Below are 17,830 nucleotides of genomic sequence, written 5' to 3' on the forward strand. Positions count from 1 at the left end.
GGCTATACAGACCCTATTGGACAGATGCGTAGCATTCTACTGGTCAAACACGCACCGTTCTACCGAACATGCACGCTGCGATCTGGCGAACAGGCACGCAACGCACCCAGCGATGCGAGCGCCCAGGTACGGCGACTCGTGGTCGTCACACACCTGCGACGGCGTCCAGATTCCCTCCATACCGCGCGGTCGGTATGCCGCGAGGAGTGCCCGTTCCCGGACACCCGACGACGAGGAGGTCGTACCCGTGCAGATCACCGGCGCCGTGCTGGAACGCTGCGGAGCACCCGCACCCTGGGCCGACTCACGCCCGCTCACCGTCGGGCCGCTCGAGCTCGACCCGCCCGGACCCGGCGAGATCGCCGTGCGCATCGAGGCTGCGGGCCTGTGCCACTCCGACCTGTCCGTCGTCGACGGCAACCGTGTACGCCCCACCCCGATGCTGCTCGGCCACGAGGCCGCCGGGATCGTCGAGTCCGTGGGCGACAACGTCCCGGCCGACGCGGGGATCGCCGTCGGCACCCGCGTCGTCATGACCTTCCTGCCCCGCTGCGGGCAGTGCGCGGCGTGCGCCACCGACGGCCGGCTGACCTGTTCCGTGGGCTCCGCCGCCAACGCGGCCGGCGAGCTCGTCGGCGGTGTGCGACGCCTGCACCGCGACGGCGCCGACGTGCACCATCATCTCGGTGTGAGCGCGTTCGCCACCCACGCCGTCGTGTCGGCCACGTCCGTGGTCCCCGTACCCGACGACGTCCCCGCGGACGTCGCGGCACTGCTCGGTTGCGCGGTGCTCACCGGCGGCGGCGCCGTGCTCAACGCGGGCCGGCCCGCCACGGGCGAGGCCGTCGCCGTCGTCGGGCTCGGGGGTGTCGGCATGGCCGCGCTGCTCGTGGCCGCCGCGCTCGGCCACGCGGTGATCGGCGTCGACACCGTGCCCGCCAAGCTCGACCTCGCCCGCGAGCTGGGCGCCCGCGCCCTCACCCCCGCCGAAGCCCTCGACGCCGACCTGCGGGCACCCGTCGTCGTCGAGGCCGCCGGGAACGCCCGCGCCTTCGAGACCGCCTACGCCCTGACCGCCCCCGGCGGTACCACCGTCACCGTCGGTCTGCCCGGCCCGGACGCGCGGGCGAGCATCTCCCCGCTGAGCCTGACCGCCGAGGCGCGCACCGTCGTCGGCTCCTACCTCGGCTCGGCCGTCCCGAGCCGCGACATCCCCCACTACGTGGAACTCTGGCGAGCAGGACGACTGCCGCTGGAACGACTCGTCTCAGCCCGCATCGGGCTGGACGACCTGCCCCGCGCGCTGGACCGCCTCGCCGCCGGCGAGGAGCTGCGCCAGCTGATCACCTTCGACGAGAGGAAGACCGCATGACCTCCCCCACCGCACGCGTCGCGATCGTCACCGGCGGCGCCCGCGGCATCGGCGCCGCCACCGCGGCCCGGCTCGCCTCCGACGGCTACGCCGTGGCCGTGCTCGACCTGCTCGAGGACGTCGCCGCCGAGACCGCCGCGAAGCTCACCGCGGACGGGCACCGCGCGATCGGCGTCGGCGTCGACGTCGCCGACGAGGGGTCCGTCACCGCCGCCGTCGAGCGCGTGGTCGCCGAGCTCGGCGCGCCGACCGTCCTGGTCAACAACGCGGGCATCCTGCGCGACAACCTGCTGTTCAAGATGTCCACCGAGGACTGGGACGCCGTGCTGAGCGTCCACCTGCGCGGGGCGTTCCTCGTGACCCGCGCGGTGCAGAAGCACATGATCGACGCCAAGTGGGGTCGCATCGTCAACCTGTCCAGCACCTCCGCGCTCGGCAACCGCGGGCAGGCCAACTACGCCGCCGCCAAGGCCGGCATGCAGGGCTTCACCAAGACCCTCGCCATCGAGCTCGGCAAGTTCGGCGTCACGGCCAATGCCATCGCCCCCGGGGTGATCGCCACCGACATGATCGCCGAGACCGCCGAGCGGGTCGGCGTCCCCCTGGAGGACTTCCTGGCCCACATGGCCAAGGAGGTCCCGGCGGGCCGTGTCGGTCAGCCGGAGGACATCGCCGCCGCGGCGTCGTTCTTCTGCTCGGAGGAGGCGTCCTTCACCAACGGTCAGGTCCTCTACGTGGCAGGCGGGCCCCGCGCATGACGGGCCAGATCGTCGTCGAGAGCCCTGCGGCGCTCGCCGACGCCGTCGGGAAGCAGGCCACCGGCGAGTGGTTCGCCATCGACCAGGACCGGATCACCGCGTTCGCCGACGCCACCGAGGACCACCAGTGGATCCATCTTGACGCCGAGCGCGCGACCCACGGGCCGTTCGGAGGCACCATCGCCCACGGCTACCTGACCCTGTCGCTGCTGCCGAAGCTCACCGGCGAGCTCGTCGAGGTCGGCAGGACGGCGATGGCCGTCAACTACGGCCTCGACAAGGTCCGTTTCCTGACCCCGGTGCCCGCCGGCGGGCGGGTGCGGGCCACGGTGGAGATCACCGGCGCCGGTCCGTCCGGGCAGGGCGTCCGGCTGGCCTCGACCGTGACGGTCGAGCTGGAGGGCGCTGTGAAGCCGGCCGTGGTGGCCCACGCGCTGGCGCTGTACGTGCCGGAGCAGTGAGCAGCGTGTCCTGCCCGGCCCGCACGGCCGGGCAGGACACGCGCAGGCACGCTCGAGGTATGACCGCGCCGCCGACACCCACCTGACCCTCGACAAGATGGCCGACTGGCTCGGCGCGCACACGCAGCCACGCTGATCGGGTCGGGCAGGATGTCCTCATGCCGCACACCTCACGACCGGCGCCCCGGACGCACGCTGATGCGCGACGGACCGTGGGTCTGAGACATCGGCAGCTCCGGTGCTACCGCGACGCCGTGCCCTCGATCACCAGGCCGGTACCGAGCCCGATCATCGTGAGGCCACCGGCGGCACCCAGACGGTCGAGGCGCTCCGGCCGGCGCGCGAACCATGCCCGCGCTTGTCCGGCGGCCAGCGCCCAGCAGCCGTCCAGGGCGAGGGCGAGCAGGCTGAACAGGAGACCGAGGACCAGGAGCTGAGGCGTCACCGGCACCCCCTGGCCGACGAACTGCGGCAGGAAGGCCGCGAAGAACACGAGCGTCTTCGGGTTGGTCGCGCCGACGACGAAGCCGGCCCAGACGCCCCGCCACAGCCCGGCGGGGCGCGGCCCGCCGGGGGCCGTCATGGCGAGCCGGGCGTCCGCACGGTGCCGGAACGCCTGGACGCCGAGGTACATCACATAGACGGCACCGCCCAGCTTGAGCACCGTGTAGGCGGTCGCCGACGCCTCGACCAGCGCACCGAGCCCGACGGCGACGCACGCGACCTGGACGAGCAGTCCCAACGCGTTGCCGCCCACCGACTGCAGGGCACCCCGCCGGCCGACCGTCAGGGCGCGCCCGATCGCGAACACGACGCTCGGGCCGGGGACCGCGATCACGAGGACCGACGCCACGACGAACGCGACGAGCTGGCCGGGGGCAGGCATGCCAGAACCCTACCGAGACGGTCGCTCGGCAGGGTTCCAGCACGCCAGCACGGTGCGGTGCCTGCGTCAGACCCGTTCGAGCACCATGGCCATGCCCTGGCCACCGCCGACGCACATGGTCTCCAGCCCGTAGCGACCGCCGGTCGTCTCGAGCCCGTTGAGCAGCGTGGTGGTGATGCGGGCCCCGGTCATGCCGAACGGGTGCCCGACGGCGATCGCCCCACCGTGCACGTTGAGCTTGCCTTCGTCGATGCCGAGCTCACGGGCCGACGGGATCACCTGGGCGGCGAAGGCCTCGTTGATCTCCACCAGATCCATGTCGTCGATCGTCAGCCCGGCCCGGTCGAGGGCCTGGCGGCTCGCCTCGACGGGCCCGAGTCCCATGATCTCCGGGGACAGACCGGTGACTCCGGTGGAGACGATCCGAGCGATCGGCTGCAGCCCAGCTCGTCCACGACGCGGTCCGAGACGATCACCAGCGCGGCGGCGCCGTCGTTCAGCGGCCAGGCGTTGCCCGCCGTCACGGTGCCGTCGGGGCGGAAGACCGGATCGAGCCCTGCGAGCTTCTCCACGGTGGTGCCAGGACGCGGACCGTCGTCGGCCGACACGACGGTGCCGTCCGGCAGCGTCACCGGGGTGATCTCGCGCGACCAGAACCCGTCGGCGATGGCCTTCTCGGCCCGCTGCTGGGAGCGGGCGGCGAACTCGTCCTGCTCGGCGCGACCGATGCCGTGCACGGAGGCGAGGTTCTCCGCCGTCTGCCCCATGGCGATGTACGCGTCCGGCAGCTCGCCGTCGGCGCGCGGGTCGGACCAGTCGGGCGCTCCCCCGACGGCACGCTTCGCGGTGCGCTCGGTCGCGCCCGCGAAGCGCGGGTTCTCCAGATCCTGCCCCTCGATGTAGTCGCTGGACCCCTTGACCGTGCGGCTGACGGACTCGGCGCCGACGGAGAGGAAGACGTCGCCCTCGCTCGCCTTGATCGCGTGGAAGGCCATGCGGGTCGACTGGACGCTGGACGAGCAGTAGCGGGTCACGGTGGTGCCGGGGACGGAGTCGAGCCCGTTGAGCACGGCGACGATCCGCCCCATGTTCATCCCCTGCTCGCCGCCGGGCAGACCGCAGCCGAGGATGAGGTCGTCGATGCGGGCGGGGTCGAGCGCCGGCACCTTGTCCAGGGCCGCGCGCACCATCTGGGCGGCGCGGTCGTCGACGCGCATCTCGCGCAGCGACCCTTTGTACGCGCGCCCGATGGGCGAGCGCGTGGTGGCCACGATGTAGGCCTCGGTCATGATCGGAGTCCTTTCCCAGATCGAGTCTCGGACGAGCTCGTGTCGCGCGAGTCTTCGGTTCCGCCTCACACGAAGGCGGCGTGGCCGGTGATGGACCGCCCGACGATGAGTTGGTTCATGTCGCGGGTGCCCTCGAAGGTGTAGACGGCCTCGGCGTCGGCGAAGTAGCGCGCGACCCCGGTGTCGAGGGTGATGCCGTTGCCGCCGCAGACCTCGCGGGCCAGGGCGACGGTCTCGCGCATCCGGGTGGTGACGAACGCCTTGGCCAGCGCGGCGTGCTGGTCACGCTGGGCGCCCTCGTCCTGCACCTGCGCGAGGCGGACGCACATCGCGAGGCTGGCGGTGATGTTCCCGAGCCCGGTGGCGAGCTTGTCCTGGACGAGCTGGTACGAGGCGATGGGGTTTCCGAACTGCTCGCGTTCCTTGGTGTACCGCACGCCGGCCTCGTAGGCACCGATCATGGTGCCGAGCGCCTGCCAGGAGACGCCGTCGCGGGTCACGCGGAGCACGTTGGCCAGGTCCTTGAAGCTGTTGATGCCCTGCAGGCGGTCGGACTCGGCGATCTCGACGTTCTCGAGCGTGATGTCCGCGTTCTGCACGATGCGCAGCGACTGCTTGCGCTCGATCTTCGTGGCGGTGAACCCGGGAGTTCCCTTGCGCACGATGAAGCCCTTGACCTGGTCGTCGGCGGTGTCCTTGGCCCAGATGACGACGACGTCGGCGAACGTGGCGTTGCCGATCCAGCGCTTGGCGCCGTTCAGCACCCAGGTGTCGCCGTGGCGGGTGGCGGTGGTGCGCAGGCCACGGGCCGTGTCGGACCCGGACAGCGGCTCGGTGAGGCCGAAGGCACCGATGAGGTCGCCGCGCGCCATCGGCGGCAGCCACTGCGCGCGCTGCTCGGGCGAGCCGCCCAGGCCGATCGAGCTCATCGCCAGCCCGCTGGAGACGCCGATGAACGTGCAGAAGGAGGAATCGACCCGGGCGAGCTCCATGCCGACCCAGCTGCGGAACACCGCGGAGTTCTCGAACTGGGCCGTCTCGGACCAGGCCGCGCCGACCGAACCGAGCTCGGCGAAGGGCTTGAACAGGTGGACCGGGCACTCGGCGCGGTCCCAGAAGTCGTCGGCCAGGGGGCGCACCTCGCGTTCCATGAAGTCGCGGACGCGGGCGACGGCTTCCTGCTCGACGGGGGTCAGGAGGTCCTGGAAACCGTAGAAGTCGGCGTCCAGCACCTCGGGTACCGCGGGGGCGGTGGCGTCGTGGGTCTCCGGGGTGGTGAGAGTCATGGTGCTCCGATCGTCGTCGATCCGTGGCGTCAGTGTGCATCATTCTGCGAGATGTTGCACACCTCGCGCAACATCCGGCTAGGCTGCTCCGCATGCTGTCCCCGTCGAGCGACATCGCCACCGTGGGCCTGCGGGCCGCGCCGACCCGGCTGTCCGCACGGCTCGTGCCCGGCGTCCACCCCGACGCCCTGCGCGCCTTCGAGCAGGCACGTGAGACCTTCGTCTCAGGCCACCGCATCGACATGGGCGGCCTCGCGACCGAGCTCGGGGTGGACCGCACGTCCGTCTTCCGCTGGGTCGGCAACCGCGACGCCCTGCTGTCTGAGGTCCTCTGGTCGCTCGCCGTGCCGACGCTCGTGCAGGCCGAGCGTGCGGCGTCGGAACCCGGGCCCGACGGCGCCGCACCGGCCGGCGCGGCGCACCTGGCCGCCCTCCTCAGCCATTTCGCCACCGACCTCATCGAGGCGGACTACTTCCGCACGTTCCTGAGCCGCGAGCCCGCCCGGGCGCTGCGCCTGCTGACCACCTCGGCGAGCCCGATCCAGCAGCGCTACGTCGCCACGGTGGAGCAGCTCGTGCGCGACCACCTCGGCGGACGGCCGTTCGACGGCGCCATCGACCGGCACGCGCTCGCCTACCTGCTCGTGCGCGTCTCGGAGTCCTTCACCTACGCCGACCTCATCGCCGGCGAGCCGCCCAGCACCGACGCCGCGCGCTCCGCCTTCCGCCACCTGCTGCGCGTCTGAGCGCCCCGCTCGAGAGCACAGAGAGGACCGCCATACCCATCGCCCGTCACCCGTTCCCGCTGCGCTGGAACGACAACGACCAGTACGGCCACGTCAACAACACCGTCTATTACCAGGCGATGGACACCGCCGTGAACACGTGGATGATCCGCGAGGCGGGCCTCGACCCCGCCGGAGCCGTCCGCGGGTACTGCGTGGCGTCGTCGTGCGACTTCCGCTCCCCCGTCTCCTACCCGGACGACCTCGAGGTCGGCATCGGCGTCGGACGGCTGGGCACGACGAGCGTGACCTGGGAGCTGCAGATCCTGCGCGCCGACGACGAGAAGCCGGTCGCCGAGGGCCGCTTCACGCACGTGTTCGTCGACGCGACCACCCAGCGCCCGGTGCCCGTCCCGGCGTCCGTCCGCACCGCCGTCGAGCAGCACCTGCTCGAGAAGGTCACCTGACGCCGGCCCAGCGGCCGTCCCACCAGCGCAGCAGGAGGGCCCCCGCCAGCGTCAACCACGGCGAGGGCTCGCCCACCGGCACGTCGACCTCGAACCAGACGTCGCCGGGGTGGCGATGGTCCCGTGCCCAGGTGCCGTCGGCGCGCCGCGCCGTGCGAACCACCTCGACCGCCTCGGCGAGCCGCTCGTCCGGTGCGACGCCGTCGTGCAGCGCGGCGCGCCGGAAATAGTCGGTGGCGCGCAGAGCGCTGTAGTGCCCGCGGAACGGGTACTCGAACCGGAGCGCCCACGGGCCGATCGGCTCCCCGGTCGACAACCGGCGGAGCAGCCCCCGCGCCAGCAGGTACTCGTGACCGGTGCGCCGCGCCTCACGCGCCCGCGCGTCACCGCCCACGATCTGCTCGTAGTCGAGCAGACCCGTGAGGACGTTCAGCGTGGAGACGAACGACGAGACCGTCGCGCCGTCGACCCACTCGCAGTTCCACCCGCCATCATGCATCCGCCCGTCGACCAGACGACCGAGGACCGTGGTCGTGTCCACCCCGAGCCAGGCGCCGTTGGCCAGCGTGAAGGCGTTGATGCAGCAGTCGACCTCACCGTCCCAGTAGGGCAGGTCGTCGTACTCCCAGCGACAGTGCCGCGCCAGCAACCCCGGGGTGCCGTTCGCCCGCAGCACGGCGGCGTCGAGGCCCCACTCGCGCAACGCGGTGAGGGACCAGGTCGTGGCCGTCCACGGCTGGGGCGGGTCGACCTCGGCGCGCTGCACCTCGAAGTACGCCTGCCCGCCGGGAAAGAAGGCGCCACCGGCCCACCGGCCGTCGTCGTCCTGGACGGCCAGCAGCCGTGCACCGAAACCCTCCGTGGCGACCCGCGCCCGCGTCGCCCGCCAAGTATCCGCGGGGAGCCCGAGCAGGTCCCGTTCCACCTGCCAGCGCAGGGCGGGGTCGGAGTCCAGCAGCCGCTGCAGGGGCACGCTCACCCGACGATCGTACGGCGGACGTCACACCGCGCATCCCATGCGCCTCTCCCCTCCTCGGACAGTCAGGGGAGGCTGGTGCGGACCCCCCTCGTCCCGGACTCCTCGGCGCCGTCGACATCACCGGAAGACACCGTTCACGGGGCGGCCCGTTCGACCACATACCGACCGCGCGGTATGCTGCCAGCAACCCCGGCGCCGAGGCCGGGTCCGAGCGAGAGATGGGGTCATCGATGACCGACGTGCCCGGCCTGGACCGAGCGGGCCTGTCAGCCTGGTTGACGCGTGCGCACCCGGAGCTGGCCCCCCACTCGGACACCGCCCTGACGGCGGAGGTCATCGCCGGCGGCCGCAGCAACCTGACCTACCGGGTCGACGGTGCGTCCCTGCCGCTGGTGCTGCGTCGCCCCCCGCTGGGACACGTGCTGTCGAGCGCGCACGACATGCGCCGCGAGCACCGCGTGATCTCCGCGCTGGGCGCCAGCGACGTCCCCGTGCCGGCGACCGTCGACGTCGTGGACGACACCGACCGCGGCGAGGTCACGGGGACCACGTTCTTCGTCATGGAGCGGGTCGAGGGCACCGTGCTGTCCCGGCCCGAGCAGAACGCCGACTTCACCGCCACGGGCCTGCACCGGCTCGGCCTCACCCTCGCCGGGACGCTCGCGGACCTGCACCGCGTCGACCCCGCGGACGTGGGGCTGGCCGACTTCGGCCGGCCCGACGGCTACCTCGCCCGCCAGCTCACCACGTGGCGACGCCAGTACGACGCGTCACGGTCGCGCGAGCTGCCCGCTCTGGACGAGCTGCAGGAGAGGCTGACCACCCACGTCCCCGACTCGGGCCGGACGGGCATCGTGCACGGCGACTACCGCCTGGACAACGTGCTCGTCGCCGGCACACCGCAGGATCCCACGATCGCGGCCGTCCTGGACTGGGAGATGGCCACCCTCGGCGACCCGTTGGTCGACCTCGGGCTGCTGGGCCTCTACTGGGACATCCGCTCGCTCTCGGCGGGAGCCGTGGCCGCGAGCGCCGTGGTCCCCGACGTCGGCTACCCCACCTTCGACGAGCTCGTCGACACCTACGCGGCCCGGACCGGTACCACGCCACCGGACCTGTGGTGGTACCGGGCCTTCGCCGCCTACAAGCTCGCGGTGATCCTCGAGGGGATCCACTACCGCTACCGCGCCGGCGAGACCGTCGGTGAGGGTTTCGACACCATCGGCGACCTCGTCGCCCCGCTCGCCGCCGACGGCCTCGCCCGGGCGGCGGCCCGACCCAGGAGCACCTGATGGACTTCTCCCCCGACGACCGCACCACCGCGCTGACCGAGCAGGTACGCACCTTCGTGCACGACCACGTCCTGCCCGCCGAACCGGTCCTGGACGCCCAGCTCGCCGAGACGCCCGACACCTGGAGCTTCCGGCCGGTCGTCGACGAGCTGCGCGCCACGGCCCGTGCCGACGGCCTGTGGAACCTGTTCCTGCCGTCCGAGCGCGGTGCGGGGCTGACCAACCTGCAGTACGCCCCGCTGGCCGAGCTCACCGGATGGAGCACCCGGCTGGCGCCGGTGGCGTTCAACTGCGCCGCCCCGGACACCGGGAACATGGAGCTGCTGGCGGAGTTCGGCACGCCGGCCCAGCAGGAGCGCTGGCTCGACCCGCTGCTCGAGGCCGAGATCCGGTCCGCGTTCTGCATGACCGAGCCCGACGTCGCGTCCTCGGACGCCTCGCAGATCGGCACCCGCATCCGCCGCGACGGCGACGAGTACGTGATCAGCGGGCGCAAGTGGTGGTCCACGGGCGCCATGAGCCCCGACTGCCGGCTGCTCATCGTCATGGGCAAGACCGACCCGGAGGCGGCGAAGCACCAGCAGCAGTCGATGATCCTCGTGCCGCGGGAGACGCCGGGCGTCCGCATCGTGCGCCCCCTGACGGTCTTCGGCTACGACGACCGCGACCACGGCGGCCACGCCGAGGTGGTCTTCGACGACGTCCGGGTGCCCGCCGACCACCTGCTCGGCACCGAGGGCGGCGGGTTCGCGATGGCGCAGGCCCGCCTCGGTCCGGGGCGCATCCACCACTGCATGCGCGCCCTGGGCACCGCCGAGCGGGCGCTGGCCCTGGCGACCGAGCGAGCCCGGGGCCGGTCGACGTTCGGTGTCCCGCTGTCCGAGCAGGGCGTGGTCCGCCAGTGGGTCGCCGAGGCCCGGGTCGAGATCGAGGCGCTGCGCCTGCTCGTGCTCAAGACCGCCTGGCTGATGGACACCGTCGGCAACCGCCAGGCGATGACGGAGATCCAGTCCATCAAGATCGCGGTGCCGCGGGCCGTGCAGCAGATCCTGGACCGGGTGATGCAGGTCTTCGGCGCCGCCGGCCTCTCCGCCGACCAGCCGCTCGCGGAGATGTTCGCCGGCGCCCGCGCGCTGCGGATCGCCGACGGCCCGGACGAGGTGCACCTGGCGTCGTTGGGGCGGGCCCAGCTGCGCGCCTGACCCACCGACGACGACGGCCCGCCTCCTTCTCGGGAGGCGGGCCGTCGTCGTCGCGGCAGCGGGCTCACTCCACGGGGATGCCGTCCCCCTCGAGCGTGACCTGCTCCGGCTCGATCGCCGTCACGGTCTCGCCGTCGAGGCGGTAGGTCGTCCCGACGTAGTCCTGCACCCCGTCGTCGACCATGGTGATCCCCGCGGCGTCGTAGCCGGCGTGGTCCTCGGGAGCGTAGGCGAGCGGGACGATCCCGTTGCCCACCAGCTCGCCGGACTCGAGCACCTCGATCAAGGCCTCGCGGGTAGGGTCGTCGCCGGCCTTCGCCAGCGCCTCGGTGAAGGCGTACCCGACGCCCATCCCGAAGACGGTGTTGCCGTCGAACGGTGCCCCGTCGTTGTACTCCTCGTTGATCTCGGTGAAGAGCTCGACCCATTCCCCGCCCGGGCTGAACGGCATGTAGTTCACCGAGACGAAGCCCTGCAGGAGCTGCGGCGCGACGTCCTCGCCGAGGAAGCCGACGAGCGTCGGGTAGTCGCCACCGGCCGAGGACGCCATCCAGGTGGGCATGAACCCCATCTGCGCGGCGGTCCCGATCGCCAGGGCCGAGAAGCCGTTCACGGTCGCGAGCATCACGACCTCGCACTCGGCGGCCTGCAGGGCGCCGATCTGCGCGGTGACGTCCTGGTTGGAGGTCTCGTACGTCTCGTACGCGGCCGGCCCGTCGGCGCCGAGGACGATCTCGGCACCCTCGCCCAGCGTCTCGCCGTAGTCGTCGTCCTGACCGAGCAGGCAGACCTTCTCGCCCGCGTGCTCCTCGGTGGCGTACTGCGCCAGCGCCGACCCCTCGACGAGGTAGTCCGCGTTGAACCCGAAGGTGTACGGGTACTCCTCCGGGTCGTCCCAGGCCGTCGAGCCCGAGGACACGAAGAGGTCCGGCACCTCGTTCTGGTTGAGGAAGTCGAGCACCGACGAGTGCGTCGGCGTCCCGAGCCCGTTGAGGATCGCGAACACGTCGTCCTGCTGGACGAGCTCGCGCACCACGGTCTGGGTGTTCGCCGGGTTGTACCCGTCGTCCTTGACGATGTACTCGATGGTGCGGCCGTTGACGCCGCCGTTCGCGTTGACGTAGTCGAAGTACGCGCTCGTGGCCGCGGAGATCGACGAGTACCCGGCGGCTGCCGGCCCGGTGAGCGGTTGATGGGTGCCGACGGTGACGGTGTCGTCCGAGACGCCGGGGGCGGCCTCGTCGGCTCCGCCGCAGGCGGTCAGGGCGAGGCCGACGACGGCGGCGCCGGCGACCGCGACGACGACGAGCAGGGCGCCGAAGACGAGCACGGCGAGGTTTCCCGACAGGCGCTGCTCCAGGTCGGCGGGCAGCCCCGCGGTGGTCGTCAGGGTGTTGATGAGCCAGGGCAGCATCACCACGAGTGCGGCACCCACCGCCGCCCCACCGATGCTGCCGAGCCCGCCGACGACGACGGCCACGAGCAGCAGGAGCGAGAAGGCGAGGTCGTACCCGCCCGGGCTGACGTTCTGGATGACGATCGCCAGGACCGCGCCACCGAGACCGGCGGAGAGCGCACCGGCGACGAACGCCTCGGCCTTGACCCGGCCGGGCGAGATGCCGGCCAGGCGGGCGGCGACCTCGTCGCCGTGCACGGCACGCATGCGCAGCCCGGCGCGGCCGGACCGCAGGGCCGCGAGCGGCGTGACGGCGACGGCGGCGACCAGGATCGCGATCCAGGCGTGCCACTGCTCGGTGCTGAAGAGCACCGGGTCGAGCCAGTCGGGGACGGGTTCGAAGGGCACGCTGCGCCCCTGGTCCCCGCTCAGGCCGGGCACCTGGGACGCGAACGCCGGCAGGGCGATGACGAGGGCCAGGGTGAGCCCGGCGAAGTAGGGGCCGCGCAGGCGGGCACCGGCCAGCCCGAGCAGCCCGCCGACCGCACCGGCGAACACGACCGCCCCGACGATGCCGAGCGCGAAGCGGACGACCCCGCCCAGGTCGGCCTCGGCGGCGAACCCGGCGCCGAAGGCGTAGCCGTAGCCCCCGCACGCCATGAGCACGGCGTGGCCCAGCGAGAGCTGACCGGTCAGGCCGACGAGGAGCGTGAGCCCGGCGGTCGCGCAGAACACCGCGGCGATCATCGCGAGCTGGTAGTTGCGGTAGGAGTCGAGCAGGAAGGTCGCGGCGAGCGCGACGGCCGTCAGGGCGAGGGCGCGCAGCAGGATCCCTCGGGTCCGGGGGCTGATGATGGCAGTCATGCGGTCCGCGCCTCCTTGACTGCGAAGATGCCGCCGGTCGCACGAGCAGGACGACGGTGAGCAGGACGAGCACCGCGATCGGGGCGAGCCCGGCCCCGAGGTATCCGGTGACCAGGCTGATGAGGACCCCGACGATCACCCCGCCGAGCAGCGCCCCGCCGGGCGAGTCCAGCCCGCCCAGCACCGCCACGGTGAAGGCGTGGACGAACAGGACGTCGGCGCTGTGGGCGTTGAGCCCCAGCTCGGTCGGCACCAGCAGGAGCACGGCGAGCGCGGCGACGGCGCACGACAGCATCCAGCCGAGGGTGATCATGCGGGGCACGCGCACGCCGAGCAGCCGGGACACCTCCGGGGCCACGGCCGACGCGCGCATCTGCAGCCCGAGCGTGGTGCCGTTGAAGAGCAGCGCGAGGACGCCGACGACCCCGAGGGCGACGAGGAGGACGAACAGGTCGTAGGGCGAGAGCACGGGGACCCCGCCGACGACGAGCGGCTGCTCGCTGAACGGCGCCGCCATCGGCCGGTGCTGAGGGCCGAAGGCGATGCCGATCGCCGACTGGAGCACCATGACGAGGCCGATCGCCACGATCATGCCCGGCAGCGGTGTGGTGCTCGGGACGAGCCGGATGAGCAAGCGCTCGACGGCGAGCCCGACGACGGCGCCGGTCGCGACGGCGGCGACCAGCCCGAGCCAGAAGGACCCCGTCAGCTGCGTGACGGCGAACGCGACGTAGATCGCGACGATCGCCATCGCCGCCTGCGCGAGGTTCACGATGCGGGCGGCGCGCCAGATGATGACCAGCGACAGGGCGAAGAGCGCGATGACGAGGCCCCGGGCGAGACCGGTGGCGAGGAGGAAGGCGAGACGATCCATCAGAACCCCAGGTAGGCGTGCCGGAGGGCAGGGTCGGCGGCGATCTCGGCGGCGGGGGCGTCGGCGACGACCTCCCCGAGGCTGAGCACGACGCCGCGGTCGGCGATCGAGAGCGCGCTGGTCACGTTCTGCTCGGCGAGCAGCACGGTGAGCCCGGTGCGCTGGGCGGTGTCCCGCAGGATCGAGAAGAGCTGGGCCACGACACGCGGCGCCAGTCCCAGCGACGGTTCGTCGAGCAGCAGCACCCGGGGTCCGGCGAGCAGCGCGCGGGCCAGCGCGAGCATCTGGCGCTCGCCGCCCGAGAGCTGGTGGCCGAGGCTGCGCCGCCGTCGGGCCAGCGGCTCGAACGTCTCGTAGGCCTCCGCGACGGCGGCACGCCGGGCGGTCCGGCCGGGGAGCTTCCACAGCGCCCCGAGATGGAGGTTCTCCTCCACGGTCAGCTCGGCCACGACGCTGCGCCCCCTCGGGGACCTGGGCGAGCCCCTGCCGCACACGCTCCTCGACGCTGAGCGCCGCCAAGTCCTGCCCGTCCAGCAGGATCCGTCCGGAACGCGGTCGCACCAACCCGGAGACGGTGCGCAGCAGCGTCGTCTTGCCGGCCCCGTTCGCGCCGAGCAGCGCCACGACGGCACCGTGCGGGACCTGGAGCTTCAGCTCCTCGATCACCGGGGCGCCCGCGTAGCCGGCGGTCAGCCCGTCGACGGCGAGCATGGTGCTCGTGGTGGTGCTCGCGGGCACGTCGGTCGGTGCGGTCCTGCGGCGGCCTCCAGCCCCAGGTAGGCGGCCTCGACGGCCGGGTCGGCACGGACCTCGTCCGGGGTGCCGCAGGCGACGACGCGGCCGAAGTCGAGCACGACCACGCGGTCGGCGACCTCCATGACGAAGTCCACGTGGTGCTCGACCAGCAGGACGGAGCAGCCGTCCGCGGACAGCCCGCGGACGGTCAAGACGAGACCGGCGATGTCGTCGGAGCCCAGACCGCCGGCGGGTTCGTCGAGGAGCAGCAGCCGTGGTCGGGTGACCAGGGCGCGGGCGAGCGCCACGCGCTTGCGATCCGGGTAGGGCAGCGCATCGACCGCGGTACTCGCCCGGGCCGACAGACCCAGCCGTCCGAGCACGTCCGCCGCGACCTCGATCGGGTCGCCCGAGGCCGACCGGTCCGGGCCGACCAGCGGGACCAGCACGTTCTCCAGCACGGTCATCCCGGAGAACAGCCCGAGACCCTGCAGCGTGCGCGCGACCCCTCGGCCTGCCAGGCCGGTCGGCGCCGACGGGCCCGGGCGCCCTGCGATCCGCACGCTGCCTGCGCGGGGGCGGACCATCGAGCAGACGGCGTTGAAGGCGGTCGTCTTGCCGGCCCCGTTCGGACCGATGAGGGCGACCGTCTCGGCGTCGCCCACGGTGAAGCTGACGTCGTCGAGCGCGGTCAGACCGCCGAAGGTGACGGTGAGCCCGTCGACCTCGAGTCGTGGTGTGTTGCTGGACATCGGCACCTCTTCGTGTCGGATGCGTCGCACCCTAGCACATAAACCGACTAGCCGGTATGTCATATTGGCAGTTGTTGCACGGATGTGACTCGGGAGCGTCGAACGCTATGTCGACGCAGGTCAGAGCGCTTCAGAAACGGGTCACAGGTGCCCGACGCCGTTGATCATGCCGCCGTCGACGACGATCTCGGCGCCGGTGACGTACGCGGAGGCCGCGCCGGCGAGGTAGAGCACCGTCCCGGTGAGGTCCTCGGGCAGGCCACCGCGACGCAGCGGGATCGGCAGACCGGACGGGTCGATCTTGGTCGTCATCTCGGTCTCGATGAACCCGGGGTGCACCGAGTTGACCCGGATGCCGTCCGCCCCGAGCTCGACCGCGAGCGACTTGGTCAGCCCCCGCACGCCGAACTTCGAGGCCACGTAGCCGTGCAGGTGCGTGCTGCCCCGCATCCCCTCGACCGAGGAGACGTTGACGATCGAGCCGCCGCCGGCGGCCTTCATCGTCGGCACCACCGCCCGGCACCCGAGGTACGTCCCGGTGAGGTTCACGGCGATCACCGCGTCCCACTTGCTGCGCGGGTAGTGCTCGATCGGCCCGGCGTTCGCGATGCCGGCGTTGTTCACCAGCACGTCGAGCCGCCCCCAGGCCGTCACCGTCTCCTCGACGACCTGCGCCCAGCGGTCCTCGTCGGTGACGTCGAGCGCCGCGAACCGGGCACGCTCGCCCAGGTCCGCGGCCAGCGCGGCACCGGCCTCCCCCAGCAGGTCGGCGACCACGACGCACGCACCGGCGTCGTGCAGCGCGCGGACGTAGGCGGCACCGATGCCACGGGCTCCGCCGGTGACGACGGCGACACGGTCGGTGAGGCCCAGGAGATCGCTGGTCATCGTGCTCCTTCGCACAGAGAATAGGTTCAGTCGGCGACGTGGACGACCAGGCGCCCGGTCGTCGACCCGTCGGCGAGCAGCGCGACCGCCTCGGGCGCGCGGTCGAACGGCAGCACGTCGGCCACGACGGGGCGTACCGCGCCGGACGCGGCGAGCCGGGTCAGCTCGGCGTGCGCGGTATCGACGAGGTCGGGGTCGCGCTGCTGGTAGAGCGCCCAGTGCAGCCCCAGCACGCTGTAGTTCTTCACCAGGGCGTGGTTGGCCCGGACCGGAGGGGCCTCACCGCTGGCGAACCCGACGACGACGATCCGCCCCTCGAACGCGATGCACTTCGTGGAGGCCTCGAACGACGGCCCGCCGACCGGGTCGAACACGACGTCGGAGCCCGCACCGCCGGTCAGCTCCTTGACCCGGGCAGCCAGGTCGTCGGAGCGCAGCAGCACGTGCTTGGCGCCGGACGCCCGGGCGACGTCCGCCTTGGCCTCGCTGCCCACGACCCCGATGACGGTCGCCCCCGCAGCGGCGCCGAGCTGGCAGGCGGCGGTGCCCACTCCCCCGGCGGCCGCGTGCACGAGCAGGGTGTCGCCCGCCGCGAGCCCGGCCCGGCGGTGCAGGCCGAACCACGCCGTCTGGTAGGCGATGGTCAGCGCCGCCGCCTGGGCGTCGTCCAGCGACGCGGGCGCGGGACGGCACGATGCGGCCGGCAGCACCGCGTGCTCGGCGAGCACCCCGATGGCCGACCCCACGACGCGCTGCCCCACGGCGACCCGGGACTCGTCGACGTCCTCGCCGACCGCCACGACGTCGCCGCACAGCTCGATGCCGGGGACGAACGGGAGCCCCGGTCGCACCTGGTACTGCCCGCGGGCCAGGAGCACGTCGGGGAAGCTGACCGCGACGGCCCGGGTGCGCAGGAGCACCTCGCCGGGGCCGGGCGCGGGCACGTCGACCTCGTCGAGGTTCATGACCTCGGTCGGCTCGCCGTCGCGGGTGACGCGCCAGGCGCGCATGGTGCTGGTCATCTGTCCTCCACGGAGATGCTGCGCAGGAAGAGGTCGGTCATCTGGGTCGCGACCTCGGACTTGGTCTCGGGACCCGACGGCGAGTACCAGTAGGACAGGTAGTGCACGTCGGAGAAGAAGTGGGCGATGAGGACCGGCCGCGGGATGTCGGTCCGCACGGCGCCCTCGGCCTGGCCCTGGGCGACCAGGCCGGCGAACTCGTCGTGATACTCCCGCCGGCGCCGGGTGACCTCCTTGCGACGGGGCTCGGTCAGCATGTGCATGCTGCGGAAGAACACGGTTCCTTCCGGCAGCAGGTCGATGGAGGTCTCCACGACGTCGATGCACACCGCGCGCAGCACCTCGGTGGTCGTGCCCCCCCGTGCGACGATCTCCTCGAGCCGCCGCTTCTGCAGCGAGAGCATGCGGTCGTAGATCGCGAAGAGCAGGTCGTCCTTGGACTGGAAGTAGTGGTACATCGCGCCCTTGGTGACGCCGGCGGCCTCGACGATCTGCTGGACGCTCGTGGTGGCGTATCCCTGGGTAGAGAAGAGGTCCAGGGCGGCCTTCAGCACGGCGTCGGCGACGTTGGTGGTCTTCATG

16 protein-coding genes and 3 pseudogenes are annotated in these 17,830 nt (G+C 72.4%); 7 read left to right on the forward strand and 12 right to left on the reverse strand.

Annotated features, from left to right (window positions below):
* The first annotated feature begins 247 nt into the window (after nt 1-247).
* The 3 genes from UQW22_RS15775 to UQW22_RS15785 are packed head-to-tail and all read left to right on the forward strand — an operon-like array spanning nt 248 to nt 2,591.
* Complete coding sequence (locus UQW22_RS15775; RefSeq protein WP_407318021.1) at nt 248-1,372, forward strand: alcohol dehydrogenase catalytic domain-containing protein; 1,125 nt, start codon at nt 248-250, stop codon at nt 1,370-1,372.
* On the forward strand, nt 1,369-2,130 hold the full coding sequence (fabG, locus tag UQW22_RS15780) for a 3-oxoacyl-ACP reductase FabG (RefSeq protein ID WP_407318022.1): 762 nt from the start codon (nt 1,369-1,371) through the stop codon (nt 2,128-2,130). Before UQW22_RS15775 ends, fabG begins: the two co-directional genes overlap by 4 nt.
* A complete protein-coding gene (locus tag UQW22_RS15785; RefSeq protein WP_407318024.1) occupies nt 2,127-2,591 on the forward strand; it encodes a MaoC family dehydratase in 465 nt (154 codons plus the stop codon). The genes fabG and UQW22_RS15785 overlap by 4 nt, the downstream gene beginning before the upstream one ends.
* A gap of 241 nt (nt 2,592-2,832) precedes the next feature.
* On the opposite strand, the gene UQW22_RS15790 is transcribed toward UQW22_RS15785, so the two are convergent.
* The 3 genes and pseudogenes from UQW22_RS15790 to UQW22_RS15800 form a co-directional block, all read right to left on the reverse strand.
* Nucleotides 2,833-3,477 carry a LysE family translocator gene (locus UQW22_RS15790; protein ID WP_407318026.1) on the reverse strand — a complete coding sequence of 215 codons (645 nt, stop codon included), beginning with the start codon at nt 3,475-3,477 and terminating at the stop codon, nt 2,833-2,835.
* A gap of 66 nt (nt 3,478-3,543) precedes the next feature.
* Nucleotides 3,544-4,766: pseudogene (locus tag UQW22_RS15795) on the reverse strand (acetyl-CoA C-acetyltransferase).
* A 65-nt stretch (nt 4,767-4,831) separates the two neighbouring features.
* Nucleotides 4,832-6,052, reverse strand: a complete 1,221-nt coding sequence (locus UQW22_RS15800; protein WP_407318027.1) for an acyl-CoA dehydrogenase family protein — start codon at nt 6,050-6,052, stop codon at nt 4,832-4,834.
* Between the two features lie 92 nt (nt 6,053-6,144).
* Between UQW22_RS15800 and UQW22_RS15805 the strand changes: the two genes are divergently transcribed.
* Together UQW22_RS15805 and UQW22_RS15810 are read left to right on the forward strand one after the other, a co-directional pair.
* Entirely contained in the window at nt 6,145-6,798 is a 654-nt protein-coding gene (locus UQW22_RS15805) for a QsdR family transcriptional regulator (protein ID WP_407318029.1), read from the forward strand.
* 59 nt (nt 6,799-6,857) lie between these two features.
* Complete coding sequence (locus UQW22_RS15810) at nt 6,858-7,244, forward strand: acyl-CoA thioesterase (protein ID WP_407320836.1); 387 nt, start codon at nt 6,858-6,860, stop codon at nt 7,242-7,244.
* On the opposite strand, the gene UQW22_RS15815 is transcribed toward UQW22_RS15810, so the two are convergent.
* A complete protein-coding gene (locus UQW22_RS15815) occupies nt 7,237-8,223 on the reverse strand; it encodes a squalene cyclase (RefSeq protein WP_407318030.1) in 987 nt (328 codons plus the stop codon). The two genes, UQW22_RS15810 and UQW22_RS15815, sit on opposite strands and share 8 nt — an antisense overlap.
* A gap of 230 nt (nt 8,224-8,453) precedes the next feature.
* Here UQW22_RS15815 and UQW22_RS15820 point away from each other — a divergent pair, with 230 nt between their 5' ends.
* Together UQW22_RS15820 and UQW22_RS15825 are read left to right on the forward strand one after the other, a co-directional pair.
* Entirely contained in the window at nt 8,454-9,515 is a 1,062-nt protein-coding gene (locus UQW22_RS15820) for a phosphotransferase family protein (RefSeq protein ID WP_407318032.1), read from the forward strand.
* Nucleotides 9,515-10,717: an acyl-CoA dehydrogenase family protein gene (locus UQW22_RS15825; RefSeq protein ID WP_407318033.1), complete on the forward strand. Its 1,203-nt coding sequence runs from the start codon at nt 9,515-9,517 to the stop codon at nt 10,715-10,717. The genes UQW22_RS15820 and UQW22_RS15825 overlap by 1 nt, the downstream gene beginning before the upstream one ends.
* Nucleotides 10,718-10,781: 64 nt before the next feature.
* Here UQW22_RS15825 and UQW22_RS15830 read toward each other — a convergent pair whose 3' ends face one another.
* The 8 genes and pseudogenes from UQW22_RS15830 to UQW22_RS15865 form a co-directional block, all read right to left on the reverse strand.
* A complete protein-coding gene (locus UQW22_RS15830) occupies nt 10,782-12,977 on the reverse strand; it encodes an ABC transporter substrate-binding protein (RefSeq protein WP_407318034.1) in 2,196 nt (731 codons plus the stop codon).
* A gap of 103 nt (nt 12,978-13,080) precedes the next feature.
* A pseudogene (locus UQW22_RS15835) lies at nt 13,081-13,851 on the reverse strand (branched-chain amino acid ABC transporter permease); the annotation flags it as partial.
* Nucleotides 13,851-14,300: an ATP-binding cassette domain-containing protein gene (locus UQW22_RS15840; RefSeq protein ID WP_407318036.1), complete on the reverse strand. Its 450-nt coding sequence runs from the start codon at nt 14,298-14,300 to the stop codon at nt 13,851-13,853. The pseudogene UQW22_RS15835 and the gene UQW22_RS15840, both read right to left, overlap by 1 nt.
* A gap of 73 nt (nt 14,301-14,373) precedes the next feature.
* Nucleotides 14,374-14,562, reverse strand: a pseudogene (locus tag UQW22_RS15845) (ATP-binding cassette domain-containing protein); the annotation flags it as partial.
* Nucleotides 14,541-15,338, reverse strand: coding sequence for an ABC transporter ATP-binding protein (locus UQW22_RS15850; RefSeq protein ID WP_407318037.1), 798 nt, complete (start codon nt 15,336-15,338; stop codon nt 14,541-14,543). The gene UQW22_RS15850 and the pseudogene UQW22_RS15845, both read right to left, overlap by 22 nt.
* Nucleotides 15,339-15,479: 141 nt before the next feature.
* Entirely contained in the window at nt 15,480-16,226 is a 747-nt protein-coding gene (locus UQW22_RS15855; RefSeq protein WP_407318040.1) for an SDR family NAD(P)-dependent oxidoreductase, read from the reverse strand.
* Nucleotides 16,227-16,252: 26 nt separating this feature from the next.
* Nucleotides 16,253-17,248, reverse strand: coding sequence for an NADPH:quinone oxidoreductase family protein (locus UQW22_RS15860; protein WP_407318042.1), 996 nt, complete (start codon nt 17,246-17,248; stop codon nt 16,253-16,255).
* Nucleotides 17,245-17,829: a TetR/AcrR family transcriptional regulator gene (locus UQW22_RS15865; protein ID WP_407318044.1), complete on the reverse strand. Its 585-nt coding sequence runs from the start codon at nt 17,827-17,829 to the stop codon at nt 17,245-17,247. The genes UQW22_RS15860 and UQW22_RS15865 overlap by 4 nt, the downstream gene beginning before the upstream one ends.
* Nucleotide 17,830 lies beyond the last annotated feature (1 nt).

The organism is Isoptericola halotolerans, assembly GCF_045689585.1.
Lineage (GTDB): Bacteria > Actinomycetota > Actinomycetes > Actinomycetales > Cellulomonadaceae > Isoptericola > Isoptericola halotolerans_B.

Excerpts from the sequence above, each read along its gene's own strand:
- fabG (WP_407318022.1), top strand. The coding sequence starts at position 1,369 with ATGACCTCCCCCACCGCACGCGTCGCGATCGTCACCGGCGGCGCCCGC.
- UQW22_RS15785 (WP_407318024.1), top strand. The coding sequence starts at position 2,127 with ATGACGGGCCAGATCGTCGTCGAGAGCCCTGCGGCGCTCGCCGACGCC.
- UQW22_RS15790 (WP_407318026.1), bottom strand. The coding sequence starts at position 3,477 with ATGCCTGCCCCCGGCCAGCTCGTCGCGTTCGTCGTGGCGTCGGTCCTC.
- UQW22_RS15800 (WP_407318027.1), bottom strand. The coding sequence starts at position 6,052 with ATGACTCTCACCACCCCGGAGACCCACGACGCCACCGCCCCCGCGGTA.
- UQW22_RS15805 (WP_407318029.1), top strand. The coding sequence starts at position 6,145 with ATGCTGTCCCCGTCGAGCGACATCGCCACCGTGGGCCTGCGGGCCGCG.
- UQW22_RS15820 (WP_407318032.1), top strand. The coding sequence starts at position 8,454 with ATGACCGACGTGCCCGGCCTGGACCGAGCGGGCCTGTCAGCCTGGTTG.
- UQW22_RS15825 (WP_407318033.1), top strand. The coding sequence starts at position 9,515 with ATGGACTTCTCCCCCGACGACCGCACCACCGCGCTGACCGAGCAGGTA.
- UQW22_RS15830 (WP_407318034.1), bottom strand. The coding sequence starts at position 12,977 with ATGACTGCCATCATCAGCCCCCGGACCCGAGGGATCCTGCTGCGCGCC.
- UQW22_RS15850 (WP_407318037.1), bottom strand. The coding sequence starts at position 15,338 with ATGTCCAGCAACACACCACGACTCGAGGTCGACGGGCTCACCGTCACC.
- UQW22_RS15855 (WP_407318040.1), bottom strand. The coding sequence starts at position 16,226 with ATGACCAGCGATCTCCTGGGCCTCACCGACCGTGTCGCCGTCGTCACC.
- UQW22_RS15860 (WP_407318042.1), bottom strand. The coding sequence starts at position 17,248 with ATGACCAGCACCATGCGCGCCTGGCGCGTCACCCGCGACGGCGAGCCG.
- UQW22_RS15865 (WP_407318044.1), bottom strand. The coding sequence starts at position 17,829 with ATGAAGACCACCAACGTCGCCGACGCCGTGCTGAAGGCCGCCCTGGAC.